General features: G+C 52.1%; 15 protein-coding genes, 1 tRNA gene, 3 rRNA genes and 2 pseudogenes. 9 read left to right on the forward strand and 12 right to left on the reverse strand.

Translation table 11 applies throughout. The features are described from left to right. The first annotated feature begins 41 nt into the window (after positions 1-41). Positions 42-1,226 (forward strand): purine ribonucleoside efflux pump NepI, encoded by a 1,185-nt coding sequence (nepI, locus tag AC0IXI_RS20350; RefSeq protein ID WP_064516036.1) that lies wholly within the window; start codon positions 42-44, stop codon positions 1,224-1,226. Between the two features lie 52 nt (positions 1,227-1,278). Here the strand turns inward: nepI and tauD are convergent, their stop codons facing one another. The 5 genes from tauD to glgS all read right to left on the reverse strand — a co-directional run bounded on the left by tauD (position 1,279) and on the right by glgS (position 5,076). After that, on the reverse strand, positions 1,279-2,127 hold the full coding sequence (gene tauD, locus AC0IXI_RS20355) for a taurine dioxygenase (RefSeq protein WP_471683005.1): 849 nt from the start codon (positions 2,125-2,127) through the stop codon (positions 1,279-1,281). Next, the gene (tauC, locus tag AC0IXI_RS20360; protein ID WP_134187228.1) at positions 2,124-2,951 is read right to left on the reverse strand and encodes a taurine ABC transporter permease TauC; all 828 of its coding nucleotides are present in this window, start codon (positions 2,949-2,951) and stop codon (positions 2,124-2,126) included. Before tauC ends, tauD begins: the two co-directional genes overlap by 4 nt. Beyond that, positions 2,948-3,715: a taurine ABC transporter ATP-binding subunit gene (tauB, locus tag AC0IXI_RS20365; RefSeq protein ID WP_134187230.1), complete on the reverse strand. Its 768-nt coding sequence runs from the start codon at positions 3,713-3,715 to the stop codon at positions 2,948-2,950. The genes tauC and tauB overlap by 4 nt, the downstream gene beginning before the upstream one ends. Positions 3,716-3,725: 10 nt before the next feature. Continuing rightward, entirely contained in the window at positions 3,726-4,673 is a 948-nt protein-coding gene (gene tauA / locus AC0IXI_RS20370; RefSeq protein ID WP_471683257.1) for a taurine ABC transporter substrate-binding protein, read from the reverse strand. A 202-nt stretch (positions 4,674-4,875) separates the two neighbouring features. After that, positions 4,876-5,076, reverse strand: coding sequence for a cell surface composition regulator GlgS (gene glgS, locus AC0IXI_RS20375; protein ID WP_226812226.1), 201 nt, complete (start codon positions 5,074-5,076; stop codon positions 4,876-4,878). A 182-nt stretch (positions 5,077-5,258) separates the two neighbouring features. Here glgS and AC0IXI_RS20380 point away from each other — a divergent pair, with 182 nt between their 5' ends. Then, positions 5,259-5,711: an acyltransferase gene (locus AC0IXI_RS20380; protein WP_134187234.1), complete on the forward strand. Its 453-nt coding sequence runs from the start codon at positions 5,259-5,261 to the stop codon at positions 5,709-5,711. A 77-nt stretch (positions 5,712-5,788) separates the two neighbouring features. On the opposite strand, the gene AC0IXI_RS20385 is transcribed toward AC0IXI_RS20380, so the two are convergent. The 5 genes from AC0IXI_RS20385 to AC0IXI_RS20405 form a co-directional block, all read right to left on the reverse strand. Next, positions 5,789-6,262, reverse strand: coding sequence for a VOC family protein (locus tag AC0IXI_RS20385; RefSeq protein ID WP_134187236.1), 474 nt, complete (start codon positions 6,260-6,262; stop codon positions 5,789-5,791). Between the two features lie 333 nt (positions 6,263-6,595). Then, positions 6,596-6,711: ribosomal RNA gene (gene rrf / locus AC0IXI_RS20390) — 5S ribosomal RNA — on the reverse strand. Positions 6,712-6,822: 111 nt separating this feature from the next. Further along, positions 6,823-9,731, reverse strand: a 23S ribosomal RNA gene (locus AC0IXI_RS20395). 216 nt (positions 9,732-9,947) lie between these two features. Continuing rightward, positions 9,948-10,023, reverse strand: a tRNA-Glu gene (locus AC0IXI_RS20400). Between the two features lie 89 nt (positions 10,024-10,112). Continuing rightward, positions 10,113-11,651, reverse strand: a 16S ribosomal RNA gene (locus AC0IXI_RS20405). The 16S, 23S and 5S rRNA genes sit together here with 1 tRNA gene alongside, the layout of an rRNA operon. Positions 11,652-12,575: 924 nt before the next feature. On the opposite strand from AC0IXI_RS20405, the pseudogene AC0IXI_RS20410 reads away from it, so the two are divergent. Together AC0IXI_RS20410 and AC0IXI_RS20415 are read left to right on the forward strand one after the other, a co-directional pair. Then, positions 12,576-12,644: pseudogene (locus AC0IXI_RS20410) on the forward strand (DUF6500 family protein); the annotation flags it as partial. 18 nt (positions 12,645-12,662) lie between these two features. After that, a complete protein-coding gene (locus AC0IXI_RS20415; RefSeq protein WP_413499936.1) occupies positions 12,663-13,058 on the forward strand; it encodes a VOC family protein in 396 nt (131 codons plus the stop codon). A gap of 196 nt (positions 13,059-13,254) precedes the next feature. Here the strand turns inward: AC0IXI_RS20415 and AC0IXI_RS20420 are convergent. Further along, positions 13,255-13,475, reverse strand: a pseudogene (locus AC0IXI_RS20420) (helix-turn-helix domain-containing protein). A 46-nt stretch (positions 13,476-13,521) separates the two neighbouring features. Further along, positions 13,522-13,779, reverse strand: a complete 258-nt coding sequence (locus tag AC0IXI_RS20425) for a helix-turn-helix domain-containing protein (RefSeq protein WP_413499938.1) — start codon at positions 13,777-13,779, stop codon at positions 13,522-13,524. A gap of 109 nt (positions 13,780-13,888) precedes the next feature. Between AC0IXI_RS20425 and AC0IXI_RS20430 the strand changes: the two genes are divergently transcribed. The 5 genes from AC0IXI_RS20430 to AC0IXI_RS20450 all read left to right on the forward strand — a co-directional run bounded on the left by AC0IXI_RS20430 (position 13,889) and on the right by AC0IXI_RS20450 (position 17,255). Continuing rightward, positions 13,889-14,185, forward strand: coding sequence for a helix-turn-helix domain-containing protein (locus AC0IXI_RS20430; RefSeq protein WP_422569617.1), 297 nt, complete (start codon positions 13,889-13,891; stop codon positions 14,183-14,185). Between the two features lie 139 nt (positions 14,186-14,324). Next, positions 14,325-14,858, forward strand: a complete 534-nt coding sequence (gene srlA, locus AC0IXI_RS20435; protein ID WP_413499946.1) for a PTS glucitol/sorbitol transporter subunit IIC — start codon at positions 14,325-14,327, stop codon at positions 14,856-14,858. After that, on the forward strand, positions 14,855-15,229 hold the full coding sequence (locus AC0IXI_RS20440; protein ID WP_471683006.1) for a PTS glucitol/sorbitol transporter subunit IIA: 375 nt from the start codon (positions 14,855-14,857) through the stop codon (positions 15,227-15,229). The genes srlA and AC0IXI_RS20440 overlap by 4 nt, the downstream gene beginning before the upstream one ends. Further along, on the forward strand, positions 15,226-16,227 hold the full coding sequence (gene srlE, locus AC0IXI_RS20445; RefSeq protein WP_422569615.1) for a PTS glucitol/sorbitol transporter subunit IIB: 1,002 nt from the start codon (positions 15,226-15,228) through the stop codon (positions 16,225-16,227). Before AC0IXI_RS20440 ends, srlE begins: the two co-directional genes overlap by 4 nt. A gap of 11 nt (positions 16,228-16,238) precedes the next feature. Then, on the forward strand, positions 16,239-17,255 hold the full coding sequence (locus tag AC0IXI_RS20450) for a Gfo/Idh/MocA family protein (protein WP_471683258.1): 1,017 nt from the start codon (positions 16,239-16,241) through the stop codon (positions 17,253-17,255). Positions 17,256-17,355 lie beyond the last annotated feature (100 nt).

The raw sequence follows: 17,355 nt of genomic DNA on the forward strand, positions 1-17,355 counted from the left end.
TACACTACGCGGCTTTATTGGAAGCAGCGCCGGGTGGATAAATGAGTGAGCATGTAGAAGTGATAAACGAGCCAGTGGCCGTAACACGGCCTAACTGGTCGGCGGTTTTTGCCGTGGCGTTTTGCGTCGCCTGCCTGATTACCGTTGAGTTTTTGCCGGTTAGTTTGCTGACACCCATGGCACAAGAGCTGGGCATTTCCGAAGGCGTTGCCGGGCAGTCCGTTACCGTCACGGCTTTCGTGGCAATGTTCGCAAGCCTGTTTGTGACCAGCATTATCCGCTCAACTGACAGACGCTATGTAGTCATCCTTTTCTCTGTGCTGCTCACCCTCTCCTGCCTGCTGGTTTCCTTTGCTGAAAACTTCTCCATGTTGCTGATTGGGCGCGCCTGTTTAGGGATTGCCCTCGGCGGCTTCTGGGCAATGTCAGCCTCTTTAACCATGCGCCTGGTTCCAGCACGTACAGTGCCAAAAGCGCTCTCGGTCATCTTCGGTGCTGTCTCTATCGCACTGGTTATCGCCGCCCCGCTCGGTAGCTTCTTAGGCGGTATTATTGGCTGGCGCAACGTCTTCAATGGCGCGGCATTAATGGGCGTGGCTTGTATCATCTGGGTGTGGAAAGCACTGCCGCCGCTGCCAGGTGAATCAACACAGCATAAGCAAAACATGCTTGGCCTGCTTAAACGCCCAGGCGTGCTGGCGGGCATGACGGCAATCTTTATGACCTTTGCCGGACAGTTTGCCTTCTTCACTTACATCCGCCCGGTGTACATGACGCTTGCAGGGTTTGATGTCGACGGCCTGACGCTGGTGCTGTTGAGCTTTGGTATCGCCAGTTTTGTTGGCACATCGCTTTCTGCTGTTTTCCTCAAGCGTTCACTCAAGTTATCTCTCACCTGTGCCCCGCTGATTCTGGCACTGAGCGCTCTGGTTCTGGTGTTGTGGGGGAGCGATAAAATCGTCGCATCAGCAGTTGCCATTATCTGGGGCTTTGCCTTTGCTCTGATTCCCGTTGGCTGGTCGACATGGATCACTCGTTCACTTGCGGATCAAGCAGAGAAAGCGGGATCTATTCAGGTTGCGGTGATCCAGTTAGCAAACACCTGTGGAGCGGCAATTGGCGGGTTGGCTCTGGATAATCTCGGCATAATTTCGCCGCTGGTGTTATCAGGGAGTTTGATGTTACTGACAGCGTTGTTAGTAGCGGCAAAGGTACGAGCAAAATAACTGCGTCGGATGGCGCATTGCTATCCGACCAGCTTCACCCACCAAAATCCCATTACCCTCGCCAGAAAGGCTTATCCCCCAGAATCGTTGCGCGATGCATGATGCGGCGAGCGGGGAGATAATCAGCATTCGCATAATGCTGCGTGACACGGTTATCCCAAATAGCGATGTCGTTTTCCTGCCAGCGCCAGCGAACCTGGAACTCCGGCTTCGTAATATGTGTAAACAGGAAGGCGAGCAGCACATCGCTCTCTTTTTGTGAGAGGTCGACAATCCGCGTGGTGAACCCCTCGTTAACAAACAGCGCCTGCTTGCCGCTTACCGGATGGGTACGCACCACTGGATGCAGCAACGGCGGATTCTTAACAACCGCCTCACGCCAACGCTCATGCTCTTCTTCGCTGCGAAGATGTTTATATTCCGGGAATGATTTGCGGAAATCGTGTTCCGCCTTCAGCCCTGAGAGCAAGCGCTTGAACGGTTCTGAAAGCGCCTCGAACGCAGCAATGCCACTGGTCCACAATGTATCACCACCAAATTCTGGAAGCTGTTTTGCTGCCAGTATCGCACCAGCTGGCGGCGTTTCAATAAACGTCACATCGGTGTGCCAGTTATCGTTATCAGGCGGGTTATCGTTATGCGTATCGAGCACGATAATTTCCTCGACACCTTCCGCATGTGGATAAACCGGATGGATGTGCAGATCGCCAAACCGTTGTGCCAGCGTACGTTGCTGTGCGGGAGTAATAAGTTGATCGCGAAGGAACAGTACCTGATGGCGGATCAGCGCGTGGTAAAGCTGCTCAAATTGGTTATCCGTCAAACCTCGACTCAGCGTTAAGCCGTTAATCTGTGCACCGATATATGGCCCCAGTGGCGTAATATTCACTTTTTCGCTCATTGCCCTTCTCCATGCCATGGGGTTAAACGGCGCTGCAATGCCCGTAAACCCAGTTCTAAACAAAATGCGATAACGGCAATCACACCGATGCCTGCCAGCACGACATCCGTTGCCAGAAACTCCCCGGCTGACTGCACCATAAAACCTAAGCCACGCGTTGCGGCGATAAGCTCAGCGGCAACCAGCGTTGACCAGCCGACGCCAAGCCCAATACGAAAACCGGTTAGAATTTCCGGCAGCGCACCGGGCAAAATCACATGCCAGACAACCTGGAGTCGTGATGCCCCCAAAGCTTCGGCGGCACGAATGCGAACCTGTTTTGCGCTGCGCACTCCCGCCATGGTCGACATCGCGACAGGCGCAAATATCGCCAGGTAAATCAGTAAAATTTTCGAGGTTTCACCGATGCCGAACCAAATCACCATCAGCGGTAAATAAGCCAGCGGCGGCACCGGGCGATACAACTCAATCAGCGGGTCGAGAATGCCGCGCACTGTCGGGTTTAGCCCCATCGCGATACCCACGGGAATACCAATTAATACTGCAGCGAAAAGTGCCGTGAGAATGCGCAGCAGGCTGGCGGCGAGATGCTGCCAGAGTGTTGCATCCATAAACCCCTGCGGCCCGGCGATGCTAATTAGCTTTGTCAGCACCTGAAATGGCGGCGGTAAAAATAAAGGGCTAACCCATTGCTGTGCTGCAACCCACCACCACAACAAGATGATTGTCACCACCGTCGCAATGCTTAGCGTTATCTGGCGAGAAAATGGCCAATGCAACGCCAGCCGTTTGCGGCGGGCTTTATCCTGAATAACGATGCTCATAAGAAGCCCTCGCGCTGTTCAAATACCCGGCTCAGCACGTACTCGCGCTTCGCGATAAATTCCGGATCGGATTTGATGCTGCGGCATGGCTCACCCGCGGTGAACCGGCGGCCAAAGTCGAGCGGCATACGCTCCAGCACACGCCCAGGCCCCGGTGAAAGCAACACCAGTTCAGTTGCAAGAAACACGGCTTCTTCAATGTCATGAGTAATTAACAACACCTGACGGCGGCTTTCATGCCACAGCTTGAGCAGCAAGGTCTGCATTTGCTCGCGAGTAAAGGCATCCAGCGCGCCGAAAGGCTCATCGAGCAGTAAAAGTTGCGGGCGAGTCGCCAACGCACGAGCAATCCCTACTCTCTGGCGCTGCCCGCCGGAGAGCTGCCAGATGGCACGTTTCGCCTTATCTTCCAGCCCCACTTTACGCAACATATCGAGCGCGATTTCCTCACGTGCAGGCTTTGGCTGCCCGGCAAGCTGCAAACCAAATGCGACGTTATCCAGAACCGAACGCCACGGCAGTAGCCCTTCATTCTGAAATACTACGCCGCGCTCAGCACCCGGCCCCGTGACCTGTTCGCCCGCTAGTGTAATGCTGCCGGAGTGATAAGGAACAAAGCCAGCTATCAGGTTAAGCAGCGTAGTTTTCCCGCAGCCAGACGGACCGAGAACCACCAGTAACTCGCCTTCGTCTACGGTCAGGTTGATGTCGTTGAGAACCGTTTTACCGTCGAAATCCGCGCTTAAATGCGAAACCTGTAACATGGCTAACTCCTTACTGCGCCAACGGTTTTACGAAGCGGTCTGTAACGAACTGGCTGTAATCCGTTTCAACGGCCGGGACTTTGCCTTGCGCTTTGAGGAACTGAGCGGTATCGACAATCGCTTTATTTACCGGGCCGCTAAGTTGCTCGGTTTGCTGGTTCGCGGTGAGGTAAGTATTTCCCTTCACCAGCACTGGAACATCACTTTCCGGCACACCACTCAGGCGTGACAGCTTGCTCAGGTTATCTGGTTGTTTCAGCCAAACATCTGGATTGTCGATATAGCTTTTCTGCGCGGCGAGAGCGCTTTTGGCGAAGGCTGCGACAACTTCCGGATGCTGTTGCGCGAAGTCTTTACGTACTACCCAGACATCCAGAGTTGGAGCGCCCCACGTACCCACTTGTGCAGAGTCGGTCAGCACTTTGCCCTCTTTTTCCAGCTCGTTAACCGCAGGTGCCCAAACATAAGCACCGTCAATATCACCGCGCTGCCAGGCCGCAATAATCGCCGGAGGCTGAAGGTTAAGGATTTCTACCTCGCCAGGCTTAATTCCCCAGTGTTTCAGGGCCGCCAGCAGGCTGTAATGCGTGGTGGAAATAAACGGCACGGCAATACGCTTACCGATAAGATCTTTCGGGCTGGAGATACCTTTCTTCACAACCAGTGCTTCGGAGTTACCCAATTGCGAGGCGAGCAAGAAGACCTCGATAGGGACATTCTGGCTTGCCGCAACAGCGAGTGGGCTGGAACCGATATTGCCAATTTGTACATCGCCTGATGCCAGCGCACGAACCACACTCGCGCCGCTGTCGAATTTACGCCATTCAACTTTTGCTCCGCTGTCTTTGGCAAAAGTGTTATCAGCCTGCGCGACCTTGGCGGGTTCAGCAGAAGTTTGGTACGCGACGGTCACATCCACCGCGAATACTGGCGTTGCAATAAGGGCAAGCGTAGCCAGCCAGAGAGAATGTCGTTTTGCCGTGAGGAATGCTCCTGTATCGATGATGGGAGCAGTATTTCCAATGGCGGTGATTAGATAAAAGAATTAAATATTATCGCTAATGCTTTTATGTTTTTAGATGAAATACAGGGAAGGATAGTTGGGAAATGGGAATGGGATGGTGCTTAGAAAAAGAAATGGGCCCGAAGGCCCACAGAGATTAGTGTTCCAACTCAAGTTCACAAGCCCGAGTCGCTTGCTGGCAATAATACTCATAACGCCCTAGAAACCAGGCCTTTTGCTCCATGTTCATGTTGCCGGTCACGGCTCGAATATCGACAGCTTGCCCAAGTGCATACATACGAGCAAAACTACGCGCCAGAAAATCGAAATTCTTCACTGCCTGTAGGTCTTTATTCATCAGCATATTCCTGTGGTTAGCTTATTTCTAAGGAAGGGCTATATGCTTTATCTGAATTCAGTATCCACCTGTTATTGATTGTTTTATGATCTATCAGTGCTGGTTTTTGGAAAGTAGTAGGTTGAGAATAAAAGGTTTGAAGTGACTCACAAAATGGGCAATGTTTCAGCTACGGGACAAAAATGAAAATACTGAAAAGCGGCATCAGAAATGTGACAGCCAGCGACAAAGTAACGGTATGCGAACCGGTAAACCTTTACGAATGCACCCTGCACGATGATGTCTTTGTCGGCCCTTTCGTGGAGATTCAAAGACACTGTGTTATTGGCGCAGGAACCCGCATCCAGTCACATTCATTTCTTTGCGAGAAGGTAACAACCGGCAAAAACTGCTTTATTGGCCACAATGTGACGTTTGCCAACGATCTCTTCCGCTCCGGAAAACTCAATCCAGATCCCGAAAGTTGGATCAGTATTCATCTTGGCGACAACGTGATCGTGGGCAGTGGAAGCACGATCCTGACAGAATTTATCTGTAGTGGTGCGGTGATAGGCGCTGGGAGCGTGGTCACGAAGGATATTCTTAAGCCGGGGATTTATGCAGGCAACCCGGCTCGGTTGTTGCGGGAGATTTAGGGCCGGGATTTACCATTTTATGACGAGCAAGGCGTCTGCGACATGCATTGACTATAGGTCCAATGCGCTTCAACTCATCAACCAAGTATTGCCGCTTCGATAGCAGCCATATCTATTTTCTTCATCGACATCATCGCTCCAAACGCACGCCTGGCGGTGTCTCCACCCGTAGCCAGGGCTTCAGTCAGTACGCGAGGGGTAATTTGCCAGCTAACACCCCACTTATCTTTGCACCAACCGCAGTCGCTTTCCTGGCCGCCATTACCAACAATTGCGTTCCAGTAGCGGTCCGTTTCAGCCTGATCTTCGGTAGCGATCTGAAAGGAAAAAGCTTCACTGTGTTTGAAATGCGGCCCACCGTTGAGGCCGATGCATGAAACACCTGCGACGACAAATTCGACAACTATTGTGTCGCCAGCCTTGCCATCTGGATAGTCTCCTGGGGCAGGAATAACGGCACCAACTCTGCTGTCTGGAAAGGTCGCAGCATAAAAATGAGCTGCGTCTTCCGCATCATGATCAAACCAAATACAGATAGTATTTTTAGCCATAAGTTAGCCTGCTTGTCGTGTTTTCAGTTCCGATAACCGTACCGCAGTGCCTTGCTGGCATTGCGTCTTTTATGTTTTACCAACCATAAGTATGTACTGGATCTGATTCATGTGAGTGTCAGAAGTATGATCTGTGGTCTGTATCGCTTAATGGATGGGAGGTTTAGCTACGGGAATAGTAAATAAGTGGGATGTGGAAATTTAAAATAGTTGATTAAACTGCTTAACGCCGTGTTGCTTAGATGATTATAGCGAGGAAATGAGAGTGGTTTTCGTAAATTACAGACAGCAAAAAGCCCTGTACGTCAGTACAGGGCTTTCCACTTATTTGGAGCCTGGCAGTTCCCTACTCTCGCATGGGGAGACCCCACACTACCATCGGCGCTACGGCGTTTCACTTCTGAGTTCGGCATGGGGTCAGGTGGGACCACCGCGCTAGTGCCGCCAGGCATATTCTGTTTCATCAACCGTCATGCTTTCACATAACCATCGACTTAAAATCTCGGTTCAAGCTGAAAATCAAATGCTTAGTCTCTCAACCAAAACACCTTCGGTGTTGTAAGGTTAAGCCTCACGGATCATTAGTACTGGTTAGCTCAACGTATCGCTACGCTTACACACCCAGCCTATCAACGTCGTAGTCTTCAACGTTCCTTCAGGGGAATCAAGTTCCCAGGGAGAATTCATCTCGGGGCAAGTTTCGCGCTTAGATGCTTTCAGCGCTTATCTTTTCCGCATTTAGCTACCGGGCAATGCCATTGGCATGACAACCCGAACACCAGTGATGCGTCCACTCCGGTCCTCTCGTACTAGGAGCAGCCCCCCTCAATTCTCCAGCGCCCACGGCAGATAGGGACCGAACTGTCTCACGACGTTCTAAACCCAGCTCGCGTACCACTTTAAATGGCGAACAGCCATACCCTTGGGACCTACTTCAGCCCCAGGATGTGATGAGCCGACATCGAGGTGCCAAACACCGCCGTCGATATGAACTCTTGGGCGGTATCAGCCTGTTATCCCCGGAGTACCTTTTATCCGTTGAGCGATGGCCCTTCCATTCAGAACCACCGGATCACTAAGACCTGCTTTCGCACCTGCTCGAGCCGTCACTCTCGCAGTCAAGCTAGCTTATGCCTTTGCACTAACCTCACGATGTCCGACCGTGATTAGCTAACCTTCGTGCTCCTCCGTTACGCTTTAGGAGGAGACCGCCCCAGTCAAACTACCCACCAGACACTGTCCGCAACCCGGATTACGGGTCTACGTTAGAACACCAGCCATTAAAGGGTGGTATTTCAAGGTTGGCTCCACAAGAACTGGCGTCCTCGCTTCAAAGCCTCCCACCTATCCTACACATCAAGGACCAGTGTTCAGTGTCAAGCTATAGTAAAGGTTCACGGGGTCTTTCCGTCTTGCCGCGGGTACACTGCATCTTCACAGCGATTTCAATTTCACTGAGTCTCGGGTGGAGACAGCCTGGCCATCATTACGCCATTCGTGCAGGTCGGAACTTACCCGACAAGGAATTTCGCTACCTTAGGACCGTTATAGTTACGGCCGCCGTTTACCGGGGCTTCGATCAAGAGCTTCAGCTTGCGCTTAACCCCATCAATTAACCTTCCGGCACCGGGCAGGCGTCACACCGTATACGTCCACTTTCGTGTTTGCACAGTGCTGTGTTTTTAATAAACAGTTGCAGCCAGCTGGTATCTTCGACTGCCTTCAGCTCCATCCGCGAGGGACTTCACCTACCGACAGCGTGCCTTCTCCCGAAGTTACGGCACCATTTTGCCTAGTTCCTTCACCCGAGTTCTCTCAAGCGCCTTGGTATTCTCTACCTGACCACCTGTGTCGGTTTGGGGTACGATTTGATGTGACCTGATGCTTAGAGGCTTTTCCTGGAAGTGCGGCATTTGTTACTTCAGCACCGTAGTGCCTCGTCATCACACCTCAGCGTTAGATAAGAGTCCGGATTTACCTAAACTCTCCGCCTACATGCTTAAACCGGGACAACCGTCGCCCGGCTAACATAGCCCTCTCCGTCCCCCCTTCGCAGTCACACCGAGTACAGGAATATTAACCTGTTTCCCATCGACTACGCCTTTCGGCCTCGCCTTAGGGGTCGACTCACCCTGCCCCGATTAACGTTGGACAGGAACCCTTGGTCTTCCGGCGAGCGGGTTTTTCACCCGCTTTATCGTTACTTATGTCAGCATTCGCACTTCTGATACCTCCACCTGCCCTCACAGGCAAGCTTCGACGGCTTACAGAACGCTCCCCTACCCAACAACGCATAAGCGTCGCTGCCGCAGCTTCGGTGCATGGTTTAGCCCCGTTACATCTTCCGCGCAGGCCGACTCGACCAGTGAGCTATTACGCTTTCTTTAAATGATGGCTGCTTCTAAGCCAACATCCTGGCTGTCTGTGCCTTCCCACATCGTTTCCCACTTAACCATGACTTTGGGACCTTAGCTGGCGGTCTGGGTTGTTTCCCTCTTCACGACGGACGTTAGCACCCGCCGTGTGTCTCCCGTGATAACATTCTTCGGTATTCGTAGTTTGCATCGGGTTGGTAAGCCGGGATGGCCCCCTAGCCGAAACAGTGCTCTACCCCCGAAGATGAGTTCACGAGGCGCTACCTAAATAGCTTTCGGGGAGAACCAGCTATCTCCCGGTTTGATTGGCCTTTCACCCCCAGCCACAAGTCATCCGCTAATTTTTCAACATTAGTCGGTTCGGTCCTCCAGTTAGTGTTACCCAACCTTCAACCTGCCCATGGCTAGATCACCGGGTTTCGGGTCTATACCCTGCAACTTAACGCCCAGTTAAGACTCGGTTTCCCTGCGGCTCCCCTATACGGTTAACCTTGCTACAGAATATAAGTCGCTGACCCATTATACAAAAGGTACGCAGTCACCCCATAAAAGAGGCTCCCACTGCTTGTACGTACACGGTTTCAGGTTCTGTTTCACTCCCCTCACCGGGGTTCTTTTCGCCTTTCCCTCACGGTACTTGTTCGCTATCGGTCAGTCAGGAGTATTTAGCCTTGGAGGATGGTCCCCCCATATTCAGACAGGATACCACGTGTCCCGCCCTACTCTTCGAGTTCACAGCAAGTGCATTTTTGTGTACGGGAGTATCACCCTGTACCCTGCGACTTTCCAGACGCTTCCACTAATGCACAAACTGATTCAGACTCTGGGCTGTTCCCCGTTCGCTCGCCGCTACTGGGGGAATCTCGGTTGATTTCTTTTCCTCGAGGTACTTAGATGTTTCAGTTCCCTCGGTTCGCTTCGTTAAGCTATGTATTCACTTAACGATAGTGCAACGAATTGCACTGGGTTTCCCCATTCGGAAATCGTCGGTTATAACGGTTCATATCACCTTACCGACGCTTATCGCAGATTAGCACGTCCTTCATCGCCTCTGACTGCCAGGGCATCCACCGTGTACGCTTAGTCGCTTAACCTCACAACCCGAAGATGTCTCGTAAGACACAATCGATGATGTGAAAATTTGAGAGACTCGAACACACTTCTATTCCTTTCTTATTACGGAGAAAGGAAACAGTGTGTCGTTTCAATTTTCAGCTTGTTCCGGATTTTTAAAGAGCAATATCTCAAACGTGACTCGAAAGTCAGTTTTGAGATATTCGGTGATAATGTCTTTCACACATTATCGGAGATGGCGTCCCCAAGGGGATTCGAACCCCTGTTACAGCCGTGAAAGGGCAGTGTCCTAGGCCTCTAGACGATGGGGACACGAATAATCCTGATAACAGGATATCGCTTGCTCATTTACTTCTATCAGACAATCTGTGTGAGCACTACGCCGGTTTGTATCTATTAGGTAAGGAGGTGATCCAACCGCAGGTTCCCCTACGGTTACCTTGTTACGACTTCACCCCAGTCATGAATCACAAAGTGGTAAGCGCCCTCCCGAAGGTTAAGCTACCTACTTCTTTTGCAACCCACTCCCATGGTGTGACGGGCGGTGTGTACAAGGCCCGGGAACGTATTCACCGTAGCATTCTGATCTACGATTACTAGCGATTCCGACTTCACGGAGTCGAGTTGCAGACTCCGATCCGGACTACGACGCACTTTATGAGGTCCGCTTGCTCTCGCGAGGTCGCTTCTCTTTGTATGCGCCATTGTAGCACGTGTGTAGCCCTACTCGTAAGGGCCATGATGACTTGACGTCATCCCCACCTTCCTCCAGTTTATCACTGGCAGTCTCCTTTGAGTTCCCGGCCGAACCGCTGGCAACAAAGGATAAGGGTTGCGCTCGTTGCGGGACTTAACCCAACATTTCACAACACGAGCTGACGACAGCCATGCAGCACCTGTCTCACAGTTCCCGAAGGCACTAAGGCATCTCTGCCGAATTCTGTGGATGTCAAGAGTAGGTAAGGTTCTTCGCGTTGCATCGAATTAAACCACATGCTCCACCGCTTGTGCGGGCCCCCGTCAATTCATTTGAGTTTTAACCTTGCGGCCGTACTCCCCAGGCGGTCGACTTAACGCGTTAGCTCCGGAAGCCACTCCTCAAGGGAACAACCTCCAAGTCGACATCGTTTACGGCGTGGACTACCAGGGTATCTAATCCTGTTTGCTCCCCACGCTTTCGCACCTGAGCGTCAGTCTTTGTCCAGGGGGCCGCCTTCGCCACCGGTATTCCTCCAGATCTCTACGCATTTCACCGCTACACCTGGAATTCTACCCCCTCTACAAGACTCTAGCTTGCCAGTTTCGAATGCAGTTCCCAGGTTGAGCCCGGGGATTTCACATCCGACTTGACAAACCGCCTGCGTGCGCTTTACGCCCAGTAATTCCGATTAACGCTTGCACCCTCCGTATTACCGCGGCTGCTGGCACGGAGTTAGCCGGTGCTTCTTCTGCGAGTAACGTCAATCACTGCGGTTATTAACCACAATGCCTTCCTCCTCGCTGAAAGTACTTTACAACCCGAAGGCCTTCTTCATACACGCGGCATGGCTGCATCAGGCTTGCGCCCATTGTGCAATATTCCCCACTGCTGCCTCCCGTAGGAGTCTGGACCGTGTCTCAGTTCCAGTGTGGCTGGTCATCCTCTCAGACCAGCTAGGGATCGTCGCCTAGGTGAGCCATTACCTCACCTACTAGCTAATCCCATCTGGGCACATCTGATGGCAAGAGGCCCGAAGGTCCCCCTCTTTGGTCCGAAGACGTTATGCGGTATTAGCTACCGTTTCCAGTAGTTATCCCCCTCCATCAGGCAGTTTCCCAGACATTACTCACCCGTCCGCCGCTCGTCACCCAGGAGCAAGCTCCCTGTGCTACCGCTCGACTTGCATGTGTTAGGCCTGCCGCCAGCGTTCAATCTGAGCCATGATCAAACTCTTCAATTAAAAGCTTGATTTGCTTCAACTCGTGAAGCGGTGCTCAAAAATTAACTTTCGTAATAATTCAACTAAATGAATTACTGCTTGGTCACTCTTCAAGACTTGATATTTTTTTGATACCCGGAGGTATCTGAGATATCAATCCTGCGAGTGCCCACACAGATTGTCTGATAAATTGTTAAAGAGCAGTGAGTTAGGCGCTTTCGCTTGCTAACTCGAGGTGGCGTATATTACGCTTTCCTCTTTCAGAGTCAACCCTTAATTTCAGGATATTTGACTCTCATCGCCGCCGTTACTCTGTGATGTTGTTCACATGTTCCGTGTCGATGGAGGCGCATTATAGGGAGTTATCCGGAGGCTGCAAGCCTAAATATGCGTTAATTTGACTGACTGCTGCAATCCCCAGCAAAACCCCGCCTTATACGCAGTTACACACAAAGTTATCCACAAAACTTATCGACTCCCCTTGATAAACTCACCTCAAAGTCAGTAATAACGTCATCTGCAACACCAGAAACACCCCATGAAGACGCATTTTTCTGCCTCACCGTTCATTTATATCCTTCGCGAAGCCGAGGTTAGCGTTCCTAACCGCGAGATCTGCCTTAAACATGCCATCTCCTGTTCTTCCTTCTATATATAGGAAGGTGTAAGAAGTTTGGCGACATGGAGAGCAAAGCTTTTGATGGCGGCAGCATCATGCGTGAATGTATCCGGCTTCTCGCAAGTGAACAGTTGTTACAGCCGAGCCACGATGAACCCCACACGCATCGTTCCTTTATATGTACACTTCGGATTTTCGGTACTACCTGCTTTCGGCCTGCGTCGATTCGCAGTTGTGTTATCAGCTTAAATGCAGCAAACATGTAAACCGTATGCGAACCGGTTTACCTAGACTCAGGACCCTGAGAACGAGGAAGGAGAGAACATGCGGGCAGTAATGTAGGACTGTCGTTCTATGCTTTTTTTGCCAATAAAAATGATTGTAGTGATGCCTGAAACCTGAAGGAGTCGAAAATGAGAACTCAGAAGCGATGTATGGGATATGTGGCCATAGTTGTTGATGACTATGATCGGGCAATTGAATATTACACGGAGAAGCTGGGCTTTACCCTCGTTGAGGATACACCGCAGCCGGGAAAACGCTGGGTCGTGGTTACACCTAACCCGGAAAGCGACTGTAATATACTTCTGGCTCGAGCCTCAAACGAAAAGCAGGACGGCTTTATTGGTAATCAGTGTGGCGGCAGGGTATTCCTTTTCCTTCAAACCGATGACTTCTGGCGGGACTACAATGCTATGAAGGCCGCAGGCGTTAAATTCTGCGAGGAGCCACGTGAGGAAGAGTACGGGACGGTGGTTGTATTTGAAGATCTCTACGGAAATCGCTGGGACTTATACCAGAACAACTAATTTTCAAAAGCGCCATAGGGCGCTTCTTTAGCTTCAGTTAAGGTTTGAAAAATACTGGATTGTAAGTTCTCTGACATAACACTCCCCCTTGCGGGAAACATTATCAGAGAATCTGGCTGGCAGGTGGTTGAACGAAATCACTTTCTGGGAGTATTAAATATTAGAAAGACAATAATTAGTCGTTCTATAAAATCAATTAGCTAAATTCAAACAGTTTACCAATCTCAATCTCTAACCCGGCTGCTAGGATACTGATCACTTCAAGGGTGGGATTTCTAACACCTCGTTCAATTCCGCTCACGTATGTACGATCTAAGCCACACTTATCAGCAAATGCTTCCTGCGATAAGCCCGCTTGTAGCCTAAGTTGTTTAAGATGTGCCCCAAAAGGGCCTGAATTCTAGATGAATTTTTCATCCAGAAAAGATGACGTGTTGTCGTCTATCAGACCACGGACTATCAGTCACATGTAGTGATTTCTCTTTCTTACTTTTTCTTTATTTTCGAACATAAACAGATTGCTAAGATTCAACCCCAAGGCACAGGAAATTGCCCACAAAATTTCAAGTGTAGGGTTTCTTACTCCGCGCTCAATTCCACTCATATATGAACGATCAATACCACATTTATCGGCAAAACCTTCCTGAGAAAACCCCGCCTCTTGACGAAGTTCCCTGATTCGGTTGCCTAGCATTTTTTTGATTGATCCGGTCTCTTCCATAGGGCCAGCATCAATCTTTGTTGCCTATTGTTCCACGGACTATGAGTCACATAAAAAGCGTGCTAGCATACACCAATGTGACTCATAGTCTACATCGGAGGTAACCAGAATGACTAAACAAGACTGGCACCCAGCCGACATCATCGCCGCCCTGCACAAACGTGGCACCAGCCTGGCGGCGCTCTCGCGTGGAGCGGGGCTGGCGTCTTCCACGCTGGCAAATACGCTTAGCCGTCCATGGCCCAAAGGCGAATGGTTAATCGCAACTGCCCTGAAAGTTCATCCGGCCACTATCTGGCCCACCCGTTACAGCGGCCAGGAGGAGTACCGCCTGCCAAAACAGCCGTTGCCGGGCATGAAAGTCGTCGCACCAGGACCCTGTTTTCCGGTTCCGGAAAAACGTTAACGCCCTGTTCCCGGAATCGTTTTTTCGTCTTCAGGCAGGGCATTCTCATCGTGCTACCAAGAGGAGTTGTTTATGCGTACCAAAATCCAGGATGTATCAATGCAACCCGCTGTAATACGCTTTCAGACAGGAGGAGCCCATGTTCATTATCTCCCTTGCTGAAGGCTTTATTCATCTGTTCCAGGCCGCCGGTAAGATCTTTCTCGATATGATGAGCGGCATTATCCCTATGCTCATCACCCTGCTGCTGGCAATTAACTTTCTGATGAAACTCACCGGTGAAGCCCGCATGCAGCGCGTGGCGGCACTGTTTGGCCGCTCACGCATTCTTACGTATGGCGTCCTTCCGGTGCTCGGCTGGTTCTTTATGAGCAGCCCCGGGGCACTCACGCTTGGCAAGCTGCTGCCGGAAAAGAGCAAGCCCGGTTATGAGGATGCCCTCGGTACGACCGCCCATCCACTAACCAGTTTGTTTCCCCACGTGGTGCCGTCAGAGCTGTTTGTCTGGCTCGGGGTGGCTGCAGGGTTAAAAGCCCTTCATCTTCCGGTCACCGAACTGGCGTTGCGCTATATCGCTGCCGCCATCGTTATCGGCCTGATCCGGGGCATCATCACTGAGTATCTGTTTCTGCGTCTTAGCCGCAAAGATACCAGCGGGAGGGCAACGCCATGATTATCTACAATGCGCGTATCGTGCGAACAGGCCCATGCGTGGCGGACGGGCTGGCAGATAATATGCTGATTACCTTTGATGCCGCAGGGCCTGCAGACTGCCTCGACTATGCCCTGGTGTTATCCCCCGTGTTTAAGCATCCCACTGTGCAGATACTTCCCGGCGATCGGCTACAGGTGGCCGGGGAGGAATATCTGATAACTGCGGCTGGCCGTGAGGCACAGCACAATCTGTATGAACTCGGTCATCTGACCCTGTTGTTTGACGCCAGTCTTTTCGCCCGCCATGCCGGTTGCCTGCATCTCTGCGGCACCTGCCCGGCCCTGTCTGACTTAAAAGATAATCTGATTATTGTGGAGGCCGTATCATGAATAATCTTCATATTCCTCCCGGCCCTGGCGGCTACGGTAACGGCCTGCTGCTGCCCGTCGGCAGTGGCAAAAAGGTGCTGTCGCTCACCGGGCGGGAACCCCATCCGCTCGCCATCGAAATCGGCGCGCTCACCCAGTCTGAAGTGGTGAACGGTTTCTCCTGCGTGCCGTCAGATGAAGAACTGCTCTGCGTGGTGATTAACTGCGGCGGTTCCCTGCGCTGCGGGCTGTATCCAAAGAAAGGCATCCCCACCATCAATGTGCTACCCACCGGCAAGGCTGGTCCGCTGGCGGAGTTTATCACGGAGGATAACTACGTTTCAGGCGTTACGCTGGCGCAGCTGCAGCAGCCTGAAATGCAACAGAACGATGACCGTTATGGCTCGCCGTCAGTCGGGGTGACTGCGGCAGAGCGAGGGAGCACCGCAACAGGGTCTGAACATCAGCCGCCGGAACAGGGTATGGCTCGACTGGTGCATCTGGTGGAGAAAACCGGTACTGCGACGGGCCAGGTCGTTGCCCTGCTGTTTGCCGCCAGCCGCGAGGCGGTGGATGTCTCTCTGCGCAACGTCATTCCATTTATGGCCTTTGTCTCGGTGCTGATTGCGGTGGTACAGGAAACTGCCCTGGGCAGCCTTATTGCGCACGCCCTGACGCCGCTCGCCAGTTCGCTGTGGGGACTGGTGCTGCTGTCTTTTATCTGCGGCATTCCGTTTCTGTCGCCGATACTCGGCCCGGGGGCCGCTATCTCACAGGTTATCGGCGTGATGATAGGCACCCAGATTGGCGCAGGCAATATTTCCCCGGCCTTCGCGCTGCCCGCCCTGTTCGCCATCAACGTCCAGGTGGGCTGTGATTTCGTGCCGGTAGGGCTGTCGATGCAGGAGGCGAAACCGGAGACTATCGCCAAAGGCGTGCCTGCGTTCCTGCTGTCCCGCCAGCTAACCGGGCCGCTGGCGGTCATTATCGGCTGGGCATTTTCCCTCGGACTTTTTTAAAGGTGACCATCATGAACAAAATCAAAACCGCCGTGGTGGGCGTTGGCATCTACGGCAGACACCACATTAATGCTTACTTAAATAACCCCGAAGTCGAACTGATTGCCGTCTGCGATTCAGATCCAGAACGCTGCGATAGTGTGGCAAATGAACTGAATTTGCCGGGTTACGCCAGCCTCCGGGCGCTGCTGGATAAGGAGGATGTAGACGTTATTTCTGTCGCCACCTCCGATCCATACCATAAAGAACCCGCTTTACAGGCTATCGCGAAGGGTAAGCATGTGCTGATTGAGAAGCCGCTGGCGACCTCGGTTGCTGACTGCCGCGATATTATTGATGCTGCCGAACGGCACGGTGTGACCATTGGCGTTGATTTTCACAAACGCTGGGACCCGGCAACGATCCGCGTACGCATGGCTACACAGGAAGCCAGCGCCGGGAATATTATCCGGGGCTATATCAGCATGGATGATGTGATTGCCGTTCCCACCACATGGCTTGGCTGGTCGGCACAGAGTTCGCCGGTGTGGTTTCTTGGCTCTCACTGCTTCGATCTGGTGCGCTATATCAGCGGGCAGGAGGTGAAATCGGTCTACGCCGTCGGGCAGAAGCGCCTGCTGGCCGAGCGGGGCATTGATACCTGGGACAGTGTGCAGAGCACCCTGCTGATGGAAGATGGCAGCTCATGGGTGGTGGAAAACGGCTGGGTACTGCCGGACGGCTTCCCGAAAGATAACGACGGGCGCATCGCGATAGTCTGCGACAACACTTATATACGGTCCAACTCGCAGGATCGCGGGCTGGAGATCGTCACCCCGGAACGGACGAAAACGCCGAACAGCTATTTTATTACCTATCGGGATAACGTCGCCAGCGGCTTTGGTATTGACCCGATTAACGACTTTATCAAAGCAGTAAAAAACGGAACGCCTTATACGGCAACAGCAAACGACGGATTACAGGCCAGTCGGATTTGCGAGGCGGTGCACAAGAGCCTGGAGAGCGGCAAGCCCGTCGCGTTGTGCTGATATTCGGGCTAATACGTTACCCGTGGGCCGTTTATCCTTACGGCTCGCGTCGCCAGTACAACGTTTAAGCTGGCCAAGGGTGAGATAACGGTCTGAAATT

The organism is Buttiauxella sp. AC038 (assembly GCF_979253565.1).